General features: G+C 36.9%; 18 protein-coding genes, 1 pseudogene and 1 riboswitch. Of the genes and pseudogenes, 4 read left to right on the top strand and 15 right to left on the bottom strand.

What is annotated here, in order from left to right:
• Positions 1-3: 3 nt before the first annotated feature.
• The 15 genes and pseudogenes from COJ96_RS10100 to COJ96_RS10035 form a co-directional block, all read right to left on the bottom strand.
• Entirely contained in the window at positions 4-888 is an 885-nt protein-coding gene (locus tag COJ96_RS10100; protein WP_098572819.1) for a glycosyltransferase family 2 protein, read from the bottom strand.
• 5 nt (positions 889-893) lie between these two features.
• On the bottom strand, positions 894-2,003 hold the full coding sequence (locus COJ96_RS10095) for a glycosyltransferase family 1 protein (RefSeq protein ID WP_098572818.1): 1,110 nt from the start codon (positions 2,001-2,003) through the stop codon (positions 894-896).
• Positions 1,988-3,139 (bottom strand): glycosyltransferase family 4 protein, encoded by a 1,152-nt coding sequence (locus COJ96_RS10090; RefSeq protein WP_098572817.1) that lies wholly within the window; start codon positions 3,137-3,139, stop codon positions 1,988-1,990. The genes COJ96_RS10095 and COJ96_RS10090 overlap by 16 nt, the downstream gene beginning before the upstream one ends.
• 54 nt (positions 3,140-3,193) lie before the next feature.
• Positions 3,194-3,316, bottom strand: a pseudogene (locus COJ96_RS10085) (UTP--glucose-1-phosphate uridylyltransferase); the annotation flags it as partial.
• Between the two features lie 13 nt (positions 3,317-3,329).
• A complete protein-coding gene (locus COJ96_RS10080) occupies positions 3,330-5,156 on the bottom strand; it encodes a polysaccharide biosynthesis protein (RefSeq protein ID WP_098572816.1) in 1,827 nt (608 codons plus the stop codon).
• A gap of 457 nt (positions 5,157-5,613) precedes the next feature.
• Positions 5,614-6,270, bottom strand: coding sequence for a CpsD/CapB family tyrosine-protein kinase (locus tag COJ96_RS10075; RefSeq protein ID WP_098572815.1), 657 nt, complete (start codon positions 6,268-6,270; stop codon positions 5,614-5,616).
• Complete coding sequence (locus tag COJ96_RS10070) at positions 6,257-6,994, bottom strand: YveK family protein (RefSeq protein ID WP_098572814.1); 738 nt, start codon at positions 6,992-6,994, stop codon at positions 6,257-6,259. The genes COJ96_RS10075 and COJ96_RS10070 overlap by 14 nt, the downstream gene beginning before the upstream one ends.
• A gap of 237 nt (positions 6,995-7,231) precedes the next feature.
• Entirely contained in the window at positions 7,232-9,031 is a 1,800-nt protein-coding gene (locus tag COJ96_RS10065; protein ID WP_098572813.1) for an ABC transporter ATP-binding protein, read from the bottom strand.
• Between the two features lie 11 nt (positions 9,032-9,042).
• Positions 9,043-10,221 (bottom strand): nucleotidyltransferase domain-containing protein, encoded by a 1,179-nt coding sequence (locus COJ96_RS10060; RefSeq protein WP_098572812.1) that lies wholly within the window; start codon positions 10,219-10,221, stop codon positions 9,043-9,045.
• Positions 10,214-10,687 carry a lasso peptide biosynthesis B2 protein gene (locus COJ96_RS10055; RefSeq protein ID WP_098572811.1) on the bottom strand — a complete coding sequence of 158 codons (474 nt, stop codon included), beginning with the start codon at positions 10,685-10,687 and terminating at the stop codon, positions 10,214-10,216. Before COJ96_RS10055 ends, COJ96_RS10060 begins: the two co-directional genes overlap by 8 nt.
• A gap of 44 nt (positions 10,688-10,731) precedes the next feature.
• Complete coding sequence (locus COJ96_RS10050; protein WP_098572810.1) at positions 10,732-11,031, bottom strand: lasso peptide biosynthesis PqqD family chaperone; 300 nt, start codon at positions 11,029-11,031, stop codon at positions 10,732-10,734.
• Positions 11,028-11,963 carry an aldolase gene (locus tag COJ96_RS10045; RefSeq protein WP_098572809.1) on the bottom strand — a complete coding sequence of 312 codons (936 nt, stop codon included), beginning with the start codon at positions 11,961-11,963 and terminating at the stop codon, positions 11,028-11,030. The genes COJ96_RS10050 and COJ96_RS10045 overlap by 4 nt, the downstream gene beginning before the upstream one ends.
• Positions 11,964-12,051: 88 nt before the next feature.
• Positions 12,052-12,186: a paeninodin family lasso peptide gene (locus COJ96_RS28220; RefSeq protein WP_142332979.1), complete on the bottom strand. Its 135-nt coding sequence runs from the start codon at positions 12,184-12,186 to the stop codon at positions 12,052-12,054.
• Between the two features lie 14 nt (positions 12,187-12,200).
• Entirely contained in the window at positions 12,201-14,138 is a 1,938-nt protein-coding gene (locus COJ96_RS10040) for a lasso peptide isopeptide bond-forming cyclase (RefSeq protein ID WP_098572808.1), read from the bottom strand.
• Positions 14,139-14,477: 339 nt separating this feature from the next.
• Positions 14,478-17,066 carry a carboxypeptidase-like regulatory domain-containing protein gene (locus COJ96_RS10035; RefSeq protein WP_098572807.1) on the bottom strand — a complete coding sequence of 863 codons (2,589 nt, stop codon included), beginning with the start codon at positions 17,064-17,066 and terminating at the stop codon, positions 14,478-14,480.
• Between the two features lie 310 nt (positions 17,067-17,376).
• Positions 17,377-17,490: riboswitch (SAM riboswitch) on the top strand.
• Positions 17,491-17,624: 134 nt separating this feature from the next.
• On the opposite strand from COJ96_RS10035, the gene COJ96_RS10030 reads away from it, so the two are divergent.
• The 4 genes from COJ96_RS10030 to metH are packed head-to-tail and all read left to right on the top strand — an operon-like array spanning position 17,625 to position 25,219.
• The gene (locus COJ96_RS10030) at positions 17,625-18,737 is read left to right on the top strand and encodes a methionine biosynthesis PLP-dependent protein (RefSeq protein WP_098572806.1); all 1,113 of its coding nucleotides are present in this window, start codon (positions 17,625-17,627) and stop codon (positions 18,735-18,737) included.
• Positions 18,737-19,930, top strand: coding sequence for a cystathionine beta-lyase (gene metC / locus COJ96_RS10025; protein WP_098572805.1), 1,194 nt, complete (start codon positions 18,737-18,739; stop codon positions 19,928-19,930). Before COJ96_RS10030 ends, metC begins: the two co-directional genes overlap by 1 nt.
• Positions 19,927-21,792: a bifunctional homocysteine S-methyltransferase/methylenetetrahydrofolate reductase gene (locus COJ96_RS10020; protein WP_098572804.1), complete on the top strand. Its 1,866-nt coding sequence runs from the start codon at positions 19,927-19,929 to the stop codon at positions 21,790-21,792. Before metC ends, COJ96_RS10020 begins: the two co-directional genes overlap by 4 nt.
• A complete protein-coding gene (gene metH, locus COJ96_RS10015) occupies positions 21,770-25,219 on the top strand; it encodes a methionine synthase (protein ID WP_098572803.1) in 3,450 nt (1,149 codons plus the stop codon). The genes COJ96_RS10020 and metH overlap by 23 nt, the downstream gene beginning before the upstream one ends.
• Positions 25,220-25,635 lie beyond the last annotated feature (416 nt).

Below are 25,635 nucleotides of genomic sequence, written 5' to 3'. Positions count from 1 at the left end.
ATTTTAAGCAGTCCTTGTTTTAGCTGTAACATATAAAAATAATAAAAATCCTAAAGGAAAGGCTAATGTTGTCAGTCCTTTATGAGGACTGTCAGTTAAGAAGCGCCAATTCTTTAACATTAAATTACTTGAAACATAATGGATTGCCTGCCTAAATTTAAATGACTTGTTGGTAAACGTTAACTTCATTAATTCCTTTCTATAAAAGGAAAATCCTTTAGGATTTCTACGATATTGATTGAACATATTTAATGATGATCCATCAGGGAGATATTCAACACAGCAAAGGATTTCATTCAAAAGTATCATTTTGAAATCCTTATCTAGCATATAATATTTGTAAGCCAAACCTACATATTTTTCACCTTGGAACAGTGGATATGGATAAAGTCTTGTTAACTCTGATCGATAAACTAGTTTTTTATCGCCTTTAACCCCATATTTATAATAAAGATCAAACAGTGTTGAACATTCTAATTCGGTAGGAAGTGTAGAGCCAATTATTTTCCCATCAATGTGGGAATCTAGACCAATTATTCCACTGACTTTATCATTCCCATATTCATTCCATGTCGTAATGATTTTTTCAACTGCTTGTTCAGGCATAAAATCATCTGAATCTATACACACATTTAATTCTGTTTCTATAATTTCATATGCTGTATTATGTGCACCGTGCATTCCCTGATTGGCTTGAAAATGATAAATGATTTCTATTATGTTTTCTTCTATCCACAGATTAACTAAGTCCTTAGTGTTATCTGTAGAACCATCATCCACAATTAACCATACAAAGTCCTTATTCGTCTGTTTCTTTAAGCTTTGATAACAATTATTAAGACAGTATGCTCTATTGAATGTTGGTGTAAAAATTGTAAGCTGCTTCATTAATATCACCTCGATACTACACTGTAGAAATCTTGTAACTGTTTTGATGTATCTTTTATATCATAGCCCTTTTTAGACAGAACGGGGACAGACAGAAATCGCTGCACCTTATCTGGTTCAATTTTCTTTATCCTTTCAATCCAAACATCTTTATTTGATATTGGAAAAAATTCAACTAAATTTAAACCCATATCAACCTCTTGTGTAATTGAATCTGAAATTAAGCACGGAAGTCCAGCTCCTTGTGCTTCGATTACTGTAACCGGTAAGCCCTCATAAAATGAAGGAAATATAAATAGGTCAAAAGCCTGTAACAAATGATCAACGTCACTTCGAACCCCAAGAAATTCCACTTTTTCAGTTAAATTGTACTCAGAAACTTTACTTTTTATCTCAAGAAGTAATGGGCCGTCTCCAACTAGAATTAGTTTAGAATTTGGGTGAACCTTTATTACCTCCTTATATATCTCTATAAGAAATAAGTGATTTTTTGGTGTTGAGAATCTACCCACATGTCCAATGATAAGGCTCTCATCGTTCACTTTTAATTCCGCCCTAATCTCACCTCTTATCTTTGGGGAAAATTTAAATCTTTCACACTCAATTCCATTTTTCAAAATAAGAGCTTTTTCTGATTTATTTTTAAATAACCACTTAGCTGCTTGATTTGAACATGCTAATAACTTTGTCGCATTCGGTAAGATATGTTTTCCGGCGTACCATTTATAAAATTTTGCTATAATACTGCCTTCATTACTTGTACTATGACTATGAGAAATACGATTTGGTATTCCTGCCCTTTTAGCTGCACGAAGGACTAAACCGCTCATCTTATCCATGTGGGAATGGACTATTTTATATTCTTGATGGTTAGCAAAAAAAGTATCTAATTGTTTAATATATTGGAAGTGTCCAACATCAGAAATATAAGGGATTCTGTGGACTTTCCCCCCCATTTGATTAATTTCCTTGTCGAAAATGCCCTCTTTACATGTTAAAAAATCAAACTGAATTATCGATCGGTCAATATTCCTGTATAGATTCATTAAAAGTGTCTCGGCACCACCCCGATTCATATTAACAACCACATGCAGTATTCTTAAGGGGTTGCCCACATTTCTTCCTCCAATCTTTCCATATATAATTTATACATTTTGCTCTGTACATCTAATACTTTATTTGTGCTATAGTGTTGGAATATCATCTTTCGTCCATATTCACCCATTTGAAATCTTAATTTAGCTGCTTGAGCAAGAGTCATAATTCGCTTTGAGAAATCCTCTGAATTATTCCTTATTAACCAACCGTTCATACTATCTTCAATTAGTTCTCTATGCCCTCGATTATCATTTGCTATTACTGGTAAGCCACAGGCCATAGCTTCCATAATATTTACTGGGAGCCCCTCTCTTAGACTAGAGGCAACTGCAATATCACTGATCATTAGTAATTTATCAATATCATTACGAAACCCAAGGAAGTCAACCATTCCATCGACACCTAATCTAAGGGAAAGTTCTTTGCAATCTTGTAGCAGAGGTCCAACTCCAGCAAGTAATAGCTTTGCATTTGGAACTTCATCTTTTACTAGCGCTAATGATTCAATCAATAATTTTTGATTTTTATTCCTATTAAATTCTGCAGCGTAAAACATTAAAAAATCCTGTGTATCATACCCATGTTCTTTTCTTAAAACAGATTTATGTGTTTCATCAACTGGTTTGTAAAAGTCCGTATTCACCCCAACGCCATTAACATGTTTAATTTCTTGGGCTTTAAACCGATGATTCTTTGCAATATTATAATCCTCAGTATTGATCGTAATAAGGCAATCAGTAAACCTAGAGAGGATTCTTTCTATTGGATAATATAGCATCCAGTTTGTGAATGGGGCACCTTTACAAAAATGAAATCCATGGGCCGTATATAAGACCTTTGTTCCATTTCTTCTTGCCTCTCTCGCGGCTAACCTTGTAAGGACTCCACCCATCGGTGTGTGACAATGGATAATTTTATACTGATTATTATCGATTATTGATTTAAGTATTTTATAAGCCACCATATTTTTTGGGTCAAAAGGTGATCTTTGAATCGGGATATTATATTTTCTGTCTACATATGGAAGTTTCATTTCACCAGATGCTGCAACATGTACTTCCCATCCCTGCTCCTTAAACCACTTTAAATATGGTAAATGAAAAGCTTTGAAATGATAATCCACCGTTGCACAAAAAAGCATCTTTTTATTCATTCCTACCATCCACCTTTTATTTAAATCTACTTAATTAGCTCTTTATTCAGAATGGATGATAGATTGGATAGTATACTTATCTACTATTGGCAACCTTTCTTTCGGCATTGCCTTTGTTGCGGGAAGAAATCTTGTTCCTAGCCCCGCTACTGGAATAATCGCTTTTTTTATTTTCATTTCTTACACTCCTCTATACTGGAACTGATAATTTTTGTTTTAGACTTACTTTATAGTTAGCAAGGCTTAGCAATCTTTCCCTAATTTCTTCTTTATTAAGGTTTGAGTATGTTGAGATGATCTCTTCTATTTCTTGTATTAATAGTTCAGAAGCTTTACCAATATAAATTTTCGGATAAATTTGTTGTTCATTGACTTCATCTTCTTTTAATAATTCCTCAAAGAGCTTTTCTCCTGGCCTTACTCCTGTGAATTCAATCCCTATTTCATCAATGGAATTTCCCGAGAGCTTTATTAGATTTTTGGCCAAATCAACAATTTTCACTGGATCACCCATATCTAAAACAAAGATTTCTCCTCCTTTAGCTAGCGAACCAGCTTGGAGTACTAAACGTGATGCTTCCGGGATTGTCATAAAGTAACGAACCATTTCGGGATGAGTGACCGTTACAGGTCCGCCGTTTTCAATTTGCCTTTTAAACAGTGGGATGACACTGCCTCTGCTTCCCAAAACATTCCCAAAACGAACAGCAACAAATTTCGTTTCACTTAAACTGTCCATATACTGGATGATCATTTCGGCAAGCCTTTTGGTAGCCCCCATTACACTCGTTGGGTTCACCGCTTTATCAGTTGATATCATGACGAAAGTTTTTACTCCATTCCAACTAGCCGCCTCTGCTGCATTCATCGTTCCAATTAAATTATTTTTTACGGCTTCTTCAGGATTAGCTTCCATAAGTGGAACATGCTTATGAGCAGCAGCATGATAAACTGTGTCTGGTTCATATGTACTCATTACAAGTTTCATTTTCTCTGCATCCTGTAAATCAGCAATTACTGGAATAAATTCAATTTTTGTATTCTTGAATGTCTCCTTTAATTCCATCTCAATCGAATAGATGCTATTTTCGCCATGCCCTAGCAAGACAAGCTGCACCGGATTAAACCTTGAAACTTGTCGACATATCTCTGAACCAATTGATCCCCCTGCTCCAGTAACTAAAACAACTTTATCTGTGATATTTTCAGAAATACTATTTATATCTAATTCTACTAGCTCTCTCCCCAAAAGATCCTCTACTTGAACATCTCGAAATTGTTTAACAGATACTTTTCCTGTCATCAGATCCTCAAGCATGGGAAGAATTTGCGTTTTTGCACTTGTCTTTGCACATTCCTGAAAAATCATATTTAACTCCTTTTTACTAAGTGACGGAATAGCAATGACAATATTATCAATTTCTAACTCATTAACAGCAGCCTCAATCTCTTTAATTCCACCAATTACCGGTATTCCTAAAATATCAAGTTTATGCTTTTTTTCATCATCATCAATAAAAGCTATCGGATATAAATCTGCATCGTTATTTTTTAATAGTTGTCTTGCAACCATCATCCCAGCCGATCCCGCACCAACAATAAGGGTCATCTTTTTGTTTACTGCTTTATCAAGGTATGAATCCCGGAACATTCGCCAACAAAAACGGGAACCACCAATAAAAGACATATTGAGTAACCAAGTTACTGTTAATAATCTGTATTGTATTTCTTGAATGATAAATTGCTGAACAATAGCTGCAATAAGGATGGAAATTGTTATGACCTTTAAAATACTTAATAACTCTCCAATACTGGCATATTCCCAGGCTTTTTTGTAGAGATGGACTTTGAATGAAAGGAAATAATGACTTAATAAAATGACCACAGAACTTAATACTATCGGAAAGGTAACCACTGCAAAAGTACCATTGACCAAGAAACGACTAAAGAAAATAGCCGTTAAGACTATACATGAATCGATAAAAATGAATAAGGATAATCTTTGTCGGTATGTCATACTGTTCCCCCTTTAATAAAGAATTTTTATTAATAAATCTTCTAATCAACTTTTTTACTTCTTAATTTGATCGCATGTTCTATTAACTGTCTAATCTCTTCAAGTTGTTCTCTTTTAGCATCTTGTTTAATATACCTAACTGCTTTTTTAATTGATTTGGGATAATACATTTCATCCTTACTTCTCCTTAAAATAAAAAATGTTAATTATATGAACTTCGTAAAGAACACATAATTAACATTTTTATTAATTTCCGGGCATCTAACCCGTCCTCACATCACACTATTGACGACTAGCGTCTAAGGTCAAAGACCCACAGCATGACCGAGTACCTCCATAGATAACGGCAAGGAGACATCACCAGAATCACCCTATTAATCTTAAAAGAAACGTTTTTTTCTTAATAACGAACAAATGGGTTAAAAAAATTTCCTTACCTTTTTCCCGATATGTATTACTATTTGTTCATCACAACTCCAACTAATTTTGCTTTTGCAAATTCTAACACCTTTTTAGCCTCTGCCGCTTTTTCAAATTTCGTTTTACCGTTTTGGATGACCAAGATGACCCCATCACATTGATTTGCTAATAGTTTGGTATCTGTTACCTCAAGTAGTGAATTAGAATCTATTAATATGGCGTCATATGATTTTAAAGCGGTCTTTAGTACTTCCTGAAACATTGGTGATCCTAGTAATTCGACTGGATTATACTTGATAATCCCACTTACTAAAAGGTCTAACCTTCCAATCCCAGTATGATGAATCGCCTCATAAAAAGAAACCTTGCCAGTAAGAACGTCAGTTAACCCAGTAGAATTTGATGTCTTAAAAAAGGTATGCAAGGAGGGTTTTCTTATATTGGCATCAATTAACAGAACCTTTTCTTTCTGTTGTGCCATTGACACAGCTAGATTCGCTGCAGTAGTTGATTTACCTTCACCATCGCCAGGAGATGTAATTAAGAAGATTCGACTTTTTTCTTCAGCCATAGAAAATTTAATATTTGTGTGTATGGTCCGAAATTGCTCCGATATACGGGATTCAGGATGTAGTTGAGTAACAATGGTTCTTTTTTTGTTAGCTAACAAAGATTGACGCTTATTTATTACCAATGTTCTCACCCCTAAGATTAAAGTCAATCTGCATAATATTATTTTTCTTTTTAACACTTCTTCTGCTTACTTTTGAAACCCTTCCTAAAACAGGCAACCCTAGCAATAATTCAATCTCACTGACAGAACGAATCTTATCATCAAAGGACTCTAATAAAAACGCTAAACCAATACCAACTACTAAACCACCTATAATTGCTATAAATAACTTATTATTTTTACTTTGATTAATAGGTGAAGAGCTAACTTTAGCACCGGATAATAATCGTACATAGTCTTGACCGATTATGTTTGGTACTTCATCCCTAAATACCTGGGCCGTCTTATCTGCTAGTTTTGCAGCAAAAATAGGGTCTGAATCTATAACACTTATACTTACAACCTGGGAGCCCTCCACACTTGCAACACTTATTTGACCTGCCAATGCTTCAGCAGATTTATTCAGAGCTAGTTCTTTTATTACTTTATCCAAAATAACTGAGTCTCTAACAATTACTTGAAGAGTTTTTCTTGATTCTTCATCAGCACCTATGATGATCCTTGAGGAAGATTGATAGAGCGGAATTGTGGTTGTGTTATTTTGTATTCCCCCTACTAAACTAGCTAGAATCGTAACTAAAACTATTACCCAAAATCTCCTCTTAAGAACTTGAAATATTTCTTTTAAATTAATTTCCTTAGCTCTTTTTTTGTTTACATCATTAAATTGGTCAAGATTATTCATTAAACCACCTTATTCTGAGACATTTAGTCAAACTCTCTTTCTTCATTGTTCTTGATATAGAACCACATTACAAAAAAAATTGACCCCGAAAAGTTTGTTTTTATCAGGTAAAAATAATTAATTGATTAAAGTTGGTGTGAAGGTTTTTATACTCTCAATATTAGTTCTTTATAAAGAACATGTCAATGAATAACTTAAATTTTCAAAAATAAATGTGGTTGTTACCAATCTAAAAAGTCATACACTTACCTCAATTTGCTTCTTAAGTAAACTCCTAAATGTTCCCCCTTCCTCATTCGCGAGTTGCCTAAATTGTCCTTGCTGTATAATTTCTCCTTGGTCTAATACAATTACCTGGTCAGCATTACTTATCGTAGATAAGCGGTGAGCAATAACAATTATCGTCATTTTCCCTTGTAATTTTTCTATGGCAGTTTGAATTTTCCGCTCATTTTCCGTATCAAGGGCACTTGTTGCTTCATCTAAGACAAGAATTGCTGGTTTACGCAAAATAGCTCTGGCAAGAACGAGCCTTTGCCTCTCCCCCCCAGAAAGCTTTATTCCTCTATCCCCTATTTGTGTATTTAATCCTTGAGGAAGCCTTTTAATAAAGTCAGCCGCCGCTGAAAACTCTAGTGCTTCCCACATTTGCTCTTCGCATGCATTCTGATCAATTATCAATAGATTTTCTTTAATGGTTGCATTAAATAAAAACGGATCTTGAGGAACGTAGCTAACAGAGCGTCTAAGTGAAAGTAAATCTTCTTTCCTTAAGACATTTCCGTCAATTAGGACTTCACCTTTTTCTGGTTGGTTAAGACCCATTAAAATATCAATTAATGTACTTTTTCCAGCTCCTGATCGTCCTACAATAGCAGTCATTCTGTTTACTGGAATTTGTAAACTAATATTTTGTAATGCATAGTTATTCTGATCTTTGTTGTACCTAAAAAAAATATTTTGAAATCCTAACCCATTTTTTATAACTACAGGTTTAATATTTTGAAAATCACCTTCATTTATTTCCCTAGCCTCAAGGCATTGGTTTTGCAAATCAACTACGGCCTTAAAAGATGGTGTGATTGATCCTAATTGTTCTAAATTCGACTGAATACCTGTAAACCTAGGCCATAACCTTGAAAATATAATAATAATTAGTATTAATTGTGCAGGCTGGGCCTTAAACAATTTTACAGAAAAGAAGATAAATACAACGATTAATAATGCCGATGCGACCTTATAGATTAATTGAGACATTGTTTTTAATTTGAAGAACTCAATTATATTAGTTTCAATTCTTTCATTTAAATTACGAAACCAAGATAAATGTGATTCCTCAAGAGTATTACTTTTAATTTCTTTTATCCCATTAAAATGATCTGTTATAACTGCTAAATATGTTTGTGATAAATGGAGAGTATTTTTTCCTAATGCGTTTGATTTACTTATAAATTTTCGCGAACAATATATGAGAGCAAATCCAAAAATCAAGACCAGAATGGTCATTTTTGTTGATAACCAAAATGCAATTCCAACCTGTATGGATGTAAATACCAGAGAGGTTAGGAATTGTAAAAACAATTGCACTCCCCCACCAACACGAGCTATCTCTGTAGTCATTAAGTTGATAATGTCTGATTTTCTCTTGTTCAGAAAAAACCTCCAATTAGCTTGGAGTAAGGATTGATATGTTTGTTCTCTTAAGTATCTAAGAAAACCTTGCTGAATTTTCGCGTTTAGTATCATCTGTTTTTGCTCGAAAAGGCTTTGACAAACTATTAGTAATAAATAGGCTGCTAAAATGAGGAGTAAACTCAATGATTGCGGAATTTTATCAAAAAAACCTGAAATCCAAGAAATTAAGGAAGATCCTTTCGAATTAACAACCATAATTCCAGTTAGACTTAACAATGGGATTAATAAAAAGATTCCCACACTCTCAAATAAGCTAATTAAAACCATGCCTATAAGATTAATATAAAGATTCTTACCTGTAAATGAATGGATTTGCTTCGTAAAATACAGGATATGTTTCATTTCCTATCCTCCTATGACAATGCATGGTTCCTAGTTTTCCTCCAAGCCCATAAAAAGGGGCGTAATGGAAAGTATAAAAAGTGGAAAAATTTTGGTAGAGGTAATGTCTCTGCATCAGCAGGGTAAGGGTATAGAAAGCTTACAATAAAAAATAACTTTTGTTGAATAGACATTAAAGAAAATAAGTGCCGTTTGTGATAGCTTGCTATGTCTTTGGGAACTGGCTCCGTATGTAGATTAACCATTTTTTCAAAATAAAACATTGCTCCCTGAGCTAATTGAAAAGGTCGAAATCCTTTTATTAAAATTTCTATCTCCTTTTTGATTGGGGTTTTTAATAATTGAGAGGTTAGTACCAGTGCTTGCCCACCAATTTGTAAATAATGATATTTTTTTAATAACATTATTAATTTTGACCAATCAAGATTTTGTCTTACGATTCGGTCAATATCTATTAACCAACGAAGCCTTGACCAACCATGACGTGCTCCATGTGAGACAAGAAATAGAAATAAATCTTCTGCCCCTAAAAAATAGAGTGGACTAGTTGTTAATGAACTAATTCTTTTTCTTTCCCATAATTCATCAAATTTCGGTTCCTTCCCTGGGCCAGGATTTAATCTCCAATGAACTTCAAGTTTAATTCCCTTCTCAGGGTGAAAAAATGTAAAATGATGATGCCTCCACTTCCAATCGCTTAATACAGTTTCGATATAATCGTCTTTAACATAGCCAGACTTAACTAAAAGTTTCTCCATTTCTTCCAAATCATCTATAGAAATTAGAACATCTAAATCAATGGAGGTTCGAAGAGAAACATCTCCATAAAGCTCAGCAGCTAAAACCGGACCTTTTAAAAATAGAACACGGATATGATTTTCAATACAGTTGTTATTCACTTGTTCCATTTCCGAACATAAATAAAGCATTTGAAATGTGTTCCTTTTGTTAATTTGGGAAATGGTTTGAACTACATGCGAAGGGATTAAATTGTTTTCAGGATTGGTTGAATTTAATATTAATGGGTAAACTCGGTGGTGTATCACCAATTTAAGAAACTTTTCCCAATCAGTATTTTTAATCTGTTCTTTAGTAATTTCACATTCATTTTTACTATTCTTGAGTATATCAAATATTAATATCAATTCATCGGGAACCCTTTTTAGGTCAAGTTGGAAAGTTTTATTCATTGCCTTCTCCTTCAATATTTTCATTACTAAATGTTCTTGCAAACATACTGACTACATTATATTTCTCCATACCATCTGCTCCAGTAATGTAGTAGTGTCCACTTCGAAGCCATGCATGGGCAGCAAACCTTCCAAATTCATCCTTACCAGTGCCTAAATATAGGGTGCTTTCAATTCTTCGTCTTTCCAACATTTTCATACCTGCAATCGCCCTTACTAGACATTGGCTTTCCCAGAAGGTATAACGGCTCATTATCTGAATGGACTGAGATACTTTCTTAAGAACTTTAATATTCATGTCTTCATGAGAAAAAGAGGTCTCATTCATATGTTCCCCTAAGGACGGTGCAACTTTATTAAATGGAAAACATTTGAGAATTCTTGCCCATCCTAAAAAAATAAAGGCCTCTAAGAAGAATAACCTTGTATTAATATCTAATGTCAAAAAGATCCTTACTTTATTCATATCACTAAATTCCTTCCAGTATAATACTTATAACAATTTAGGAATTAGGTTTCATCTCCAATAATAATTAATCCCTCTCTATTCAAAAGTTCAAGAAAGGTTATAACTTGTTCCTCACACATGGATTGCTCAATATCATATTCGGATAATAGTATAGCAATCAGGTTAGTTACAGATATTTTTGTTTCAATTATATCCCAAATAACACCGCCTAATTTACCCAAATTATAATATTTACTATTTTTTATACTCATTAATACTTTTTCCCCATCCATATCAGATGCTATATTACCTTTACTTTGAATAATGGATAATTTCAATGAAACATTTTGCGTTTTTATCATTTAGAGGTCCCCTTGTGTATAGTATTTAGAATCAATAACACTAAATTTCGGGCAGTAAATTCTGTTGCAGGACGACGGAGCCTGAAAACATCTACTTTTTTTGAAATTTTTACTGAACTAGTAAAATGCCAACCCATCAAGTCTAGTAATTCTATTAAAAAATTCCGATAAGTATGTGTAAATAAAATTTCCATACGTTTAATTCCTACAATACTTTGAATATTAATACTTTCATTATTGTCTGCCTTTATTAATTCAAATACACCCGCTAAGGGAACAGCATTTTCGGAGAAATTTGAGACAACTGGAACAGCAAATTTTGTTTCCCTTTCAATTATTGGATGATAATTATTTGTTTCCATACCAAATTCATCTAGACTTTCCTTCCAAAGTTTCTGTTGGGGATAAGAAGGGGTAACATAGGGGATATCATCTTGTGAAAAGAATACTGGAACTACATCATCACTTAGCATCTTATAGCCCTTGCTTAAGAAAGCAGATGCAAGAGTCGACTTACCTGCCCCAGAATCACCAATAATAGCGTAAGCCTTCCCTTCAATTTCCACTGCACTCCCATGCAATGGCATTATTCCCCTTTGGATCAAAAGTGCTCCCATACACGTACCAAGTAAGTAAAGCCTAATCTTGCCTTCATCTGCTCCATTCATTGGAGCCACAATAATTTTTTTTCCTTCCTTAATATAAAAAATTGCGGTATTGGGAATCATGAATAAAATGATGTTCTTTTTAACTAGATATTTTGCATTCTTTGGAACTAACTCGTTCCATTCATTTGTCAGATCATTAATTTCAATTACAACATCTACTTTTTCCTTTAGTTCAATAATAGTTGGTAATTCAGGTAGATTTATATCACTCAATAAACTAAGTCCAAAAGCTCTAAAAATAAACTTATCTCTAATACCAATCACTTTATCACACCCCAAATGCCCAAGATGAGTTTTAGAAAGCCCTTATACTATTTCTAACTGTATAAGGGCAGTTTATAACTACAAATATTTAGCTATGCAAATGTACTTCTTCACCATCAAACGGATCTCTTACAGTTAAATCGATACCCCCATTATTGGCTCCTAGCATTGTCATGTTGATGTTAAGAATTTCTAATTCCGGTTTTTGCCACTCTTTTTTCATATATTCACCTCCCTTCAAGTTAACTTTTTGAGAAATCTATAAACTATTAAACTACGCATCAACACTCGAAATTCCGGATTAAATGCGTAATCACTACGTGGTTCTGATTCAAATTTTGAAACAAGGGATTTGATTAATCCTATATTTAGAAATTCAGATACTATTGGATCTCTAGTAAGTTGATGAAATTCATCCATTAATGAATACCATGAAGGTATCATACGATACACCCAATCTGCCCCCTGGATACCTCGAAAACGCTGGTTTAACCGTACCTTATCAGGCAAGTAACCCTTTGTTGATCTACGAATAAGAGATCGATTATAACCATCTTGGACAAATTGATTTTCTGGTACAGATAGACAATAATTTATCACTCGTATATCATTTGTTGGATCCCGGCTCCATAACGAATAGCGAAGTGATAATTTAGAAAGCGCCGTGCCTGACGCATTCCAATAGTATCCATTTTCAAACCACTTTTTTCTTTCATTATAAGGATTAGTTATAGAAGAACCTGTTACATCAATACCTTGCTCTTTTAATTTTTCAAAAACGTTTGCTTCCCTTGCAAATTCATGATTAATTGTTAGTGGAAACGGAAATATTTCGTTCGATGATAACATCTGGTAAACAGATGGAAATGCAGTTTTTCCAATTGCTGAAATAATTTTAGATTTTCTTGCTCCTGTGTTTTTACAATAAAGATTTGCTTCATGATAAAGTCGCATCCATCTGAATTTTTTTAAAAGAAGTGCATAATACTCTAAAGCGGGACCCCAGGAAATTGTAAAGTTTCCTCCTCCCCCACTTAATAACACTCCCACCCCTTGACTGTGGGCCTTCTCTAAAACCCCCTTCATCCAAAACGAATTTTCAAGAAATTTGTATGGCATCTCCATAATTTCAAGCCAATCATCTAATTCAGATAGCGGACTTTTTCCCTCAAAATCCAAATAGTTATCATTAATATTCCCCACGTGTCTTACTGTTGATTGTATAAACGGCCTCTCATCAGCAATTCTGTATTTGGGTGTAAAATCAACAAAATCATTAGGAGGTATATAACTGTACGTATGTAAATGTTTATTTTCCTTACGTAACGTATTGACAGCATAGCTAACTACCGAACTAGAATCCAATCCACCACTTAAGTGCGAACCAATCTGTTTGTGGGTACGTAACTTAGCATTTACAGATAACTGAAACACATCACGAAATGCTTCCTCATATTCTTCGTTTGACTTTAATTGTAGCGATTTTCCCATAGTTACTGCTGCGAAATTTCGTAGTGTTACCTTGTCCCCCTTTATTAACAAGGTATGGGAGGGAGGGATTTGTTTTATATTCTTATATACTGTTGAAGTTGTATCCACTGAATCAAACAAATCAGGTATTGCTAAATACTCCGCAAGCCACTGCTGGTTCAATTCTTTCTTAATATATGGCAACGAAAATAACGGCTGAATGGTTGTTGAAAAGGCCAGTTTTTGTTGGTCACTGAAATAATAAAGTGTCCTTGCTCCTGCGAAATCTCTCGCTCCAAAAACCTGCTTTTTATTGTTATCGCAAATAACGAATGCAAAATCACCTACTAAATATTTTGGTGAATCTTCACCCCATTTATAATAGGATTTTAATATTAATTGGCTATCAGATATCGTTTTTCTATGAGATTTTTCTACTTGCAATCTCTCAAATAATTCATCACGATTATCAATAATTGCATCTGACGTTATTACACATTGTCTTTCATAATCATAAAACGGCAGTTTTTCACCGATAGATTCCGGAGTAATCCACTGTGCATGGCACCCTAGGAAAACATTATCTTTACACCAAACTTGAACATCATCTGCAGGGAAGCTTTCTAAAGACTGCATTAAGTTTCTTCCATGTTCAATATTTACAGGTTGTTTATTAAAATGAACAATCCCTACAATTGCACTCATTGGCTCCTCCTGGTTCTGTTCACGCTAGTGTAGTTTGATAAACTTGAAGATTACTAATATATCAGTGAAATATGTATTGATACTTCTTTTGCATAATAATCACAATAAAGAATCGTTCGTTCTTTATGAAGAACGATTATACTTATAAAATACCACCTCTCCTAATTAGTGTCAACTATATATCACAAAATAGAAAATAAAATCTAAAGTTGTTCAAATTTAATTTCCATAATGATTTAGTACATTATTGTTTAAAAAAGGCTTATTTATATCTACAAACAGTAAAAAGGACCTAAACTTCTAAAAGTAATAGGTCCCTAAATATACTTTCTTGTATTTTTATTTTATTCCATATGCTTTTAAGTTGGCTTTTATATATTCTAAGTAGTTAAGTGAATAGGCATTCGCTTTCAATGCTTCATTAGTACGAGCTTTCGATGTTGACAGTGAGCTTGTATTTATACCCTCATCTAGTTTTGTGGCTGCTAAAACGTTTTGCTGCTCAGCTAAAAGCATATTATTTCGGAGAACGGTTAATTGGCTTGCAGGTATTTTCGTACCGTTATATGCAGCTAAAAGTTCTTTTAATCTTGTAATTTTTACTTTCGCCTCGGCGTTTGATGCTTTTGCTTTATTTAATTCTTCATTTATTAAAGTTTTTGCCTGATTTGTATTAATCTTATCCAAAGCAGCCTTTATACTATTTTGTGTTGATAGACTCTTTTCTACAGCTGCAGTTACGATTGGCATCATATCTTCGGATTGTTGATCCGGGTTCTTAATTTCAAAATTAAAAGTTTTTACTGTTTCATTACCAGCATGATCCATTGAGGTTAAAGTAATGGTATGATTTCCAACAGCACTTACTGCTGGTAAGCTTACACTGTCTCCATTTGTTTTAACCTCATTATTTCCATCAATCTTATACGTAATGTAACGTACCCCTGCTACGTCATCAGTAGAAGAGAAGTTAACTGTAACCTGCGCGGTATAAGATGTACCATTAGTAACTCCTGTAGCAGAGATGATAGGTTTATCATTGTCTGTCGGTGTTAGAGCTACGTTTAAATCAGTGACTGGAGGCGGAATAACCACATCATGACTAGTTGTTGTCTCAAACCCAGGACGACTTACAATTACCCGATATTTTCCAGCAGCTGCATCCCATCCATATCTTCCATCAATGCCAGTAATTTGAGGATTGGTAATAGGCGACATTCTGCCTGGATATGCTTCCTCACTCATATTTACCCAAGTATCAACTTCAGGATCAAAGTACTGTAATATAACCTTTGCTCCAGGTAAGCGCCAATCTTCCCCTTTATTTCCATTATAAATAAATCCGCTTGGATCAATTAATTGGATTGGGAATTCTAACGGAGTACCCGTCGTTCCATTTGCATATCGAGGAACTACCTTTATAGTCATTGGCGATTCCCATAAGCCTACTTGGCTTGGTGTAAATGTATGCTTCCAATCCACGCCATTTGTAGTATCCATTTCATGCTCATATCTTGTACCATCTCCATCTGTCGCAATCAACGTCACTCCAATAGCTCTTGGATTATCAAAGTCTGCATTTACCGTTAACGGACTAACCCGCCCAGCAATTGGTGTTCCATCATTAGAGGTGCCCTGGCTGCCACCAAGGGTAATATTAGTTGGTACAACTGGCTCTAATGCTTCTACTTGATATTCTGCAGTTGCAAAAGGTTCATTCGAACCATTTGTATATGCTTTTACTGTAATCGTATGTCGTCCTTGTGTTGTTGCTCTAAGACTCCATGCGGATTGAGTCGTTGAACCGCTATTTACAGTTCCTATAGAATGATCGGAATCATTATTAACAAGATTGATTCCTGAATCTGCTTCAAGAACTAACCTTACATTATTTTGAGTTGTTTGAGTGTTATTTGTAAAATAAGAAATTATGTTAAAAGGAGCAGAAGACCATTCATCATATGTTAATCTTTGTCTTCCACTTAAAACAAGTGCCCTGTCTCCACCGACACCTGGTCTACCATAATAAGTAGTTATAATTTTTTGTTCTCCTGGTGCTAATGTTTTAGGTTCCCACCACATTCCTACGGCACTATCACCTGTTCTCATACCAGGTGTAACAGTATAGTCCCACTCAGTACCAGAAATTCTTCCCCAGTTTGTTATGGCAAATCGATCTGGGGCAGTAGCGTCACGTCCGCTCATAGAATATTGAGCACTTATATCTGGATTATTGAAGTTGTTGAACGCTTGCCAAAATGCAGGGACTGAACTTCCAGAATAATCCTTTTCATAATTGATAGATTCAACTTCTCCATTTCCCGGAACTTTAAATGGGGCTTGGTCATTTCCATCAACCATTGTATCCAACATCATTCTTAAACCAACATCATGGTTTTCCGTTCCTGTGTTTGTAATAATGTACCTAATCTGTAATGCATCAGGCAGACCTGTTGCCGGATTTATTCCGGCCTGTAAGACTTGCTTTACTGCTATGTCGCCAGTTTTCCATACAGATTCATTTTTTGTATTTCCATCATTATTAACTGGAGCTTGGGTAAACTGACCATCAGGCTGGTTACCATAGATTAGGGTATTCCCATCGACTTTTAACGTTGTAAAAGAGGTTCCTGGGCTTGATGGCCAACTATAAATGAGATTAAACCATCTTTCTGCACCCTCTTCTTTAAGTCCTGCATTGAATCTTCCATCAGAACCGACTTGAGCCTGGATAAAATCATTTCCTATGTTCCCACCATAAAGTGAGGCGATTGAAAATGTCCGGGCCTGTTTGGTAGGAAAAGGTTTTTCCTTAATGGTTTCCGTCTTTGGTTCTTCCGCCCCGTAAACCACACTTTGCATCGCGGATAACAATGCCAGTACAAAAACTAATGTTACAGATAACCGTTTTTTAAAACTACTCAACATTTAAAAATCCTCCTGCTCTCTAGTTTAATTCTCAACAAAAGCTTTTTATTTGACCTCTTCTTTTAGTCCCCCCTCTTTATTCGCGTTCTTAATTAAGAACAATGTAATTATATTCCATTTATCACCTGAACTAAAACTAATTAATGTAGTCAAATACTATGAAAATAGCTGATATATCAACATCATTCGCCAACTTTCCCTAAATACTTACATGATATTTATGGAACTATTTATAGATATTAAAATAAAAAACAAATTTGACATAACAAGAATTTTGTAGTAAATTTTATAAATAATCTAAATAATTGTTTTCTTATCAAGAGAGGTTGAGGGAAGGGCCCTGTGACACCTCAGCAACCTTCAATGTTTATTCTCATTGAAAAGGTGCTAAGTCCTGCAAATTTATTAATTTGCTAGATAAGAAGAATGACAGTGCGTTGTGCATACAAAAGTCTTCTTCTTATAAGAAGACTTTTTTTATTTATCAAAAAGCTTTATTACTCAATCGCGTTAATGTGAAAAATTATATTCATTTTTTATTACTAAGGAGTGTCCATCATGTACAAAATCGATACGAAACTTGCCCAAATAGGTAACCGAAGTGAAACAACTACTGGAACGGTTAACCCACCTGTATACTTTTCAACGGCCTTCCGCCATGAGGGTATTGGCCAATCAACTGGCTTTGACTATACGCGAACAGGAAATCCAACACGCCAGCTCCTTGAGAAAACAATTGCTGATTTAGAGAATGCGGATCAGGGATATGCATGCAGTTCTGGTATGGCGGCCATTCAACTTATCCTTGCATTATTTGAATCTGGTGACGAATGGATCGTCAGTGAAGATTTATATGGAGGTACCTACCGCCTATTAGAACAGGGATATAAAAAATGGGGCTTAACGACTCAATATGTGAATACCTGTTGTCCGGATGAGATTGAAAAGAAAATTACCCCGCAAACAAAAGCTATTTTCTTAGAAACACCAACTAATCCGCTCATGCAGGAATCTGATATTGCGGCAGTTTCAAAAATTGCAAAGCAGCACGGACTTTTATTAATCGTGGATAACACTTTCTATACTCCACTCCTGCAGCAGCCGATTACACTTGGTGCGGATATTGTCATCCACAGTGCAACGAAATACTTAGGAGGACATAATGACGTCCTTGCCGGTCTAGTGGTTGCAACTGGGAAAGAGCTTTGTGAAGCATTGGCCTTCCACCATAACGGTGCTGGAGCGGTGCTAAGTCCATTTGATTCGTGGTTATTAATGCGCGGAATGAAAACATTGTCCCTTCGGTTGGAACGACATGAAAAAAATGCAAAAAACATCGTCGAATTTCTTTCGGAGCATGATGCGGTAACAGATGTCCTTTACCCTGGCCGAGGTGGAATGGTTTCCTTTAGGATCAAAGACGAAACTTGGGTTAATCCATTTTTACAAGGTTTAAAGCTTATTAGTTTTGCGGAAAGTTTAGGTGGGACAGAAAGCTTTATTACCTATCCGGCAACACAAACACATGCCGATATTCCAGAAGAAGTTCGAATTCAAGCAGGCGTTTGTAATCGGTTATTACGTTTTTCTGTCGGACTTGAGGATTCACAGGACATAATAGAAGATTTAGAAAAAGCATTTATCCATGTTCAAGAAGGAGTGATTGCCTAATGTCACACGATCAATATACTTTTGAAACCAGACTCCTTCATAATAAGCACAAAATTGATCCAGTAACTGGAGCGGTTAGTGTACCGATCCAACATGCATCAACCTTCCACCAATCGGACTTCGATCAGTTTGGCAAGTATGATTATGGCCGCAGTTTAAATCCGACAAGAGAAGCACTTGAAGATGTGATTGCAGAACTCGAAGGTGGAATCAAAGGATTTGCCTTTTCATCTGGGATGGCGGCCATTTCAACAGCGTTCCTCTTGCTTTCTGCAGGTGATCATATTGTTATTACAGAGGATGTGTATGGCGGGACATTTCGGATGGTCACGCAAGTTCTCACCCGACTCGGAATTGACCATACCTTTGTTGATATGACAAATTTAGAGGAAGTAAAAGAAGCTATTCAGCCGAATACAAAAGCGTTTTATGTAGAAACACCATCAAATCCATTAATGAAAGTAACTGACATACGAGCAATAAGCAACCTTGCAAAGGAGACGGGTGCATTAACATTCGTTGATAACACGTTCCTTACCCCTTCACATCAAAAACCATTAGAGCTAGGTGCCGATGTTGTCCTGCACAGCGCGACGAAATTTTTATCTGGACATAGTGATGTTGTTGCTGGCCTTGCCGTCGTCAATGACGAAGACCTGGCGAAAAGATTAGGCTTTTTACAGAATGGATTTGGAGCCATCTTAGGCGTTCAAGATGCATGGCTAGTATTAAGAGGAATCAAGACACTGCACGTACGCTTGGAACAATCTCAAAATTCAGCTATCAAACTAGCAGAGTTTTTAAATGCACACCCGCTTGTTGATAAGGTCCATTATCCGGGACTTGAAAGTCATCCGCAATATCAAATTCAAAAGGAACAGGCAGCAGGACCTGGAGCTGTCCTATCTTTTGAATTGGCAAATGAAGATGCACTGCGAACCTTTTTAGCAAACGTGGAAATACCTGTTTTTGCTGTCAGTCTTGGAGCAGTAGAATCTATTCTTTCTTACCCGGCAAAAATGTCCCATGCTGCAATGCCTCAAGAAGATCGAGAAAAGCGCGGGATTACCAATAGTCTTGTTCGTTTATCGGTTGGACTAGAAAATCCTGATGATTTGATAAAGGATTTTTCACAGGCTCTAGAACATGTTCGTAAGAATCAGTTGGTATTACAACAAGGAGAATCATCATGAGCTTTTTAGAAAAATTAAAAAATCAAATCTTAATCGCCGATGGCGCCATGGGAACTCTATTGTATTCCTACGGTAAGGATAGTTGTTTGGAGGAATTGAATCTTTCCCAGCCAGACCACATTCAATCCATCCATAAAGCCTATATTGATGCCGGAGCTGATGTGATTCAAACCAACACCTATGCAGCAAACTACCTTAAGCTGCAAAGGTACGGTTTAGAGGATTCCGTCAAGGAAATTAACAGTGCTGCTGTCCGATTGGCAAAACAAGCTGCTTCCAAGTCCAATACGTTCGTTCTTGGAACGATTGGCGGCAACCGCGGAGTTAAACCAGATTCAGTTTCGATTGAAGAATTAAAACGAAGTTTCCGTGAACAATTGTATTGTCTTCTTCTAGAAGGAGTAGATGGCCTATTGCTCGAAACCTATTATAATCTGGAAGAGCTTGAGACAATCCTAACCATTGCTAGAAAGGAAACAAAACTGCCAATCATTGCCCAGGTTTCTCATCAAGAGCCGGGTTTTTTACAAGATCGTACGCCTGTCAATGACGCTTTACAGCGACTAGAAGCGCTTGGGGCAGATGTAGTCGGACTTAATTGCCGGCTTGGTCCCCATCATATGTTGTTAGCCTTGGAGCAGATCGAACTACCTAAACAAGCCTACTTATCTGCCTATCCAAACGCTAGTCTCCCTGCCTATACAGATGGTAAATTTCATTACGAGGGAGATGCCGATTATTTTCGAAATTCAGCACGGGCTTTCCGCAGCCAAGGCGTTCGATTACTTGGGGGCTGCTGCGGTACAACGCCAGAACATATTAAAGCCTTTGCAGCTGAATTAAAGAATAGTGTTCCGATTACTGAAAAAATAGTAAAATTAAAACCAAAGAGAATTATCGTTGATCAACTTTCTCCACAAAGGGAGTTCACTCCCCTTCATGAAATCGTGAAAGAAAGGCCATCGGTGATTGTAGAATTAGATCCTCCTAGAAAACTAGATACAACTAAGTTCTTCGAAGGAGCCAAAGCCCTAAAAGAAGCAGGGATTGATTCGATTACTTTAGCTGATAATTCTCTTGCAACGGTTCGTATATCAAACGAATCTTTAGGATATTTGGTGAAAGAAAAATTAGGAATGCGTCCGCTGATCCATATTGCTTGCCGTGACCGCAATATCATTGGCTTGCAATCCCATTTAATGGGGCTTCATACGCTTGGCATGAATGATGTTTTAGCGATTACAGGTGACCCTGCAAGAGTAGGCGATTTCCCTGGTGCTTCTTCTGTTTATGATGTTTCTTCTTTTGAATTGATCCAGATGATTAAACAATTAAATGAAGGCTTATCTTTTTCTGGAAAGGATTTGGGGCAAAAGACGTCTTTTAGTATTGCTGCAGCCTTTAATCCAAATGTTCGCTCTGTTGAAAAAGCGGTAAAGAGATTAGAGAAGAAGATACAGTACGGTGCTGATTACTTTATATCCCAGCCTGTTTTTTCGGAGGAAAAATTAATCGAAGTCTATGAGCAGACCAAACATCTTGATGCACCTATTTATATAGGCCTTATGCCGCTGACAAGCAGTAAAAATGCCGAATTCCTTCATAATGAAGTGCCGGGAATCAAAATTGCTGATTCAATCCGGAACCGAATGGCAATGTTCAACGATAATCCCGAACAGGCAGCGCGTGAAGGAATTGAAATAACTAAATCACTTATCGATACTGCACTCGATTTATTTAACGGAATTTATTTGATTACCCCATTTTTACGCTATGAATTAACCGCTGAATTGGCGTTATATACTCGTCAGCGTTCAAGTGAATTGAGGAGGAGCAACTATGCCGAAAACACCATTTACTGAACAACTCAAAAAACGAATCCTCGTCATGGACGGGGCGATGGGAACAATGATCCAAGAAGCAAATCTGACAGCGGAAGACTTCGGCGGCGAGCAGTACGAGGGATGTAACGAGAACCTTGTTCTAACTGCACCCTCGGTTATTGCTAATATTCACCGCGAATATTTAGAAGCTGGGGCAGACATCATCGAGACAAATACGTTCGGGGCGACAAGCTTGGTCCTCGATGAATATGAACTTGGTTTTAAAGCTTATGAGATCAATAAAATCGCTGCCTTTCTCGCTGTGAAGGAAGCATACAAAGTATCAACAGATGAGTGGCCTCGATATGTGGCTGGATCGATGGGACCGACAACAAAAACATTAAGTGTCACGGGTGGAACTACTTTTGATGCCCTGGCTGCCTCCTACGAAGAACAAGCGATTGGTCTCATTGATGGCGGTGTTGATTTACTACTGCTTGAAACAAGTCAAGATATGTTGAATGTAAAAGCAGGCTATGTTGGGATTGAGCGGGCGTTCGAAAAAACGGGGAAAACACTGCCGCTGTTTATTTCGGGAACAATTGAGCCAATGGGGACAACACTTGCAGGACAATCAATTGAATCGTTTTTTATCTCCGTTGAGCATATGAAACCTGTTGCTGTTGGACTTAACTGTGCTACAGGTCCTGAGTTCATGCAGGACCATGTCCGCTCACTTGCAGATTTGGCATCAACAGCTGTAAGCTGCTATCCAAATGCTGGTTTGCCTGATGAAGAAGGACATTATCACGAAACACCTGAGACGTTAGCGAAAAAGCTGGCTGATTTTGCTGCTCATGGCTGGCTGAATATTGTTGGCGGCTGTTGTGGAACGACTCCTGCCCATATAAGAGCCATCGCAGATGCGATGAAGGAATTCCAACCGAGAGAATTTAAGCCAAATGCCGTTCATATGGTCTCAGGTATTGAACCATTTATCTATGATGACCCTACACTAAGACCAATTATGGTCGGTGAACGGACAAATGTAATCGGCTCACGCAAATTCAAACGTTTAATCACGGAGGGGAAATTCGAGGAAGCAGCAGAGATTGCCCGTGCTCAAGTCAAAGGCGGTGCGCATGTCATTGACCTCTGCCTTGCCGACCCTGACCGTGAAGAAATGGTTGATATGGAAAACTTTATTAAAGAAGTGGTAAAGAAAGTAAAGGCTCCCCTTGTTATCGATTCTACTGATGAAAAGGTTATTGAGCGGGCGCTTAAATATTCACAAGGTAAAGCCATTATCAATTCCATTAATCTCGAAGATGGCGAAGAACGCTTTGAAGCGGTAGTTCCATTAATCCATCGCTACGGTGCAGCTGTGGTTGTCGGCACCATCGATGAGGAAGGCATGGGGGTAACGGCCGAGCAAAAACTGAAGATTGCGAAACGATCCCATGATCTTCTTGTCAATAAATATCGTCTAAAACCACAGGATCTCATTTTTGACCCGCTCGTGTTTCCTGTTGGGACTGGCGATGAACAATATATCGGTTCCGCCAAGGCTACGGTTGAGGGGATCCGGTTAATTAAGGAGCATTTACCAGAGGTACAAACCATCCTTGGCATTAGTAATGTTTCCTTCGGGCTTCCTCCAGTCGGAAGAGAAGTTCTCAATTCTGTATTCCTATACCACTGCACCCAAGCAGGACTAGATTATGCAATTGTTAATACGGAAAAACTAGAGAGATTTGCTTCCATTTCTAAAGAAGAAGTTCAATTAGCAGAAGCGCTTCTTTTTGATACAACCGATGAGTCGCTGGCTACCTTTACGGAATTTTATCGCGGCAAAAAGAAAGAATCGAAATCCACTGTTCCAAATATGACTCTTGACGAGCGGCTCGCCTATTATGTGGTGGAGGGAACAAAAGAAGGATTACTGCCAGATTTAGACCTATCCCTTGAAACCTACCCTGCCCCGCTGGATATTATTAATGGGCCATTAATGGAAGGGATGAAGGAAGTTGGCCGTCTCTTTAACGATAATCAGCTCATCGTTGCCGAGGTTCTTCAAAGTGCAGAAGTTATGAAAGCTGCCGTTTCGCATTTAGAGCCACACATGGAAAAAGGCGATGTGTCTGCTTCTAAAGGAAAAATCATTTTAGCTACGGTCAAAGGTGACGTTCATGATATTGGGAAGAACCTCGTCGATATCATCCTCAGCAATAATGGTTATGAAGTAATCGACCTTGGGATTAAGGTCAATCCAACCGATTTAGTCCAGGCGATTCAGCGTGAAAAACCAGACATGGTTGGCTTATCTGGCTTACTGGTAAAATCCGCACAGCAAATGGTGTTAACAGCACAGGATATGAAGGAATCCGGTATTGCCATCCCTATTCTGGTTGGAGGAGCAGCCCTTTCTCGGAAGTTCACTGATTCGAAGATTGCCAAGGAGTATGATGGACTTGTTCTTTATGCCAAAGATGCGATGACCGGTCTTTCGATTGCGAATCAATTGAATTCAGAAGAGGAAGTTCAGAAATTAATGCAAGAGAAAAATGAAAAATTAGAATCTCTAGCTATTCCTAGAGAGTTTGAGCGCCCTTCCTCTGTTTCCGTTGCTGTAAAACCGAAGCCAGCCGTGTCGACCCAGGTTCCTGTCTTTACGCCAATGGATACAAAGCGGCATGTCCTTAAATCATATTCCCTTTCTCATATTGAACCATATATCAATATGCAAATGTTGATTGGTCACCATCTTGGTGTGAAAGGGAAAATTGCCAGGTTATTAGCCGAAAAGGATGAAAAAGCGGTTAAGGTGAAAGAAGTCGTTGACCAGTTATTGACTGATGCGCGGGTAAACGGCTGGATTTCTCCAGCTGCTGCTTATCAATTTTTCCCAGCACAAGCGGATGGTAATAAAGTGCTAATCTTTAATCCTGAAAATCCAGACGAGGTCATTGAAACATTTGACTTCCCACGCCAGGAATCGGCACCACATCTTTGTTTAGCTGATTTCCTTAAGTCAGTGGACAGTGGGGAGAAAGATTATGTCGGCTTCTTTACGGTTACAGCTGGCAGAGGAATCCGTGAAAAAGCAGAGCAATTTAAGCAGGATGGACGCTTTTTAGAGTCCCATGCCCTCCAAGCGCTGGCATTAGAGACGGCGGAAGGTTTTGCCGAGTTAATTCACCGTCAAATGCGCGACCGTTGGGGCTTCCCAGATCCACTTGATTTCAGCATGCAGGATCGTTTTACGGCCAAATATCAGGGTCAGCGTTTTTCATTTGGCTACCCTGCTTGTCCAGAATTGGAGGATCAAAAAAAGCTATTTAAGTTGATTCAACCAGAGGAAATCGGCATTCAGTTAACAGATGGCTGTATGATGGAGCCAGAAGCTTCTGTTTCAGCCATCGTATTTGCCCATCCGGAAGCACGGTATTTTAATGTATTAAGATAAGTGTAGTATAAATTCCGCAAAATCCCTGTGATTTTGCGGAATTTTTGTTTTTCCATTAATTTCAAGAATTCTGTATAAAAATAACCTAAACTTAAGGACTTTTAGACTATAACCTCATTTACAAATTAGTAAAAACATAATATAATTCTTGTTAAGGAACAGTTATGAACACTATAGAGAATAATAAAAATTGGCTAAGGGGGGTGTCTAAATTTTGAAAGGAATCATCAGTTTGATCGGTACCCTACTAATAGTTTGTACATTAATGATCCCGACTTCTGCCTATGCCTCATCAGCTACAACTCAAACTAACTCCACGGGCGGATTTTTTCTTACCATCTCATATTCTGACCTTTTTTCATTCTTCAAGAATGAAAATAAAATTAAAGATTTTCAGTATAATAGTAGTTATAGTG

The sequence above is a fragment of the Bacillus sp. AFS073361 genome, from assembly GCF_002567005.1.
Lineage (GTDB): Bacteria > Bacillota > Bacilli > Bacillales > Cytobacillaceae > Neobacillus.
Note: the sequence above shows the minus strand (reverse complement) of the source record. Positions and strands in the feature narration are given on the sequence as shown.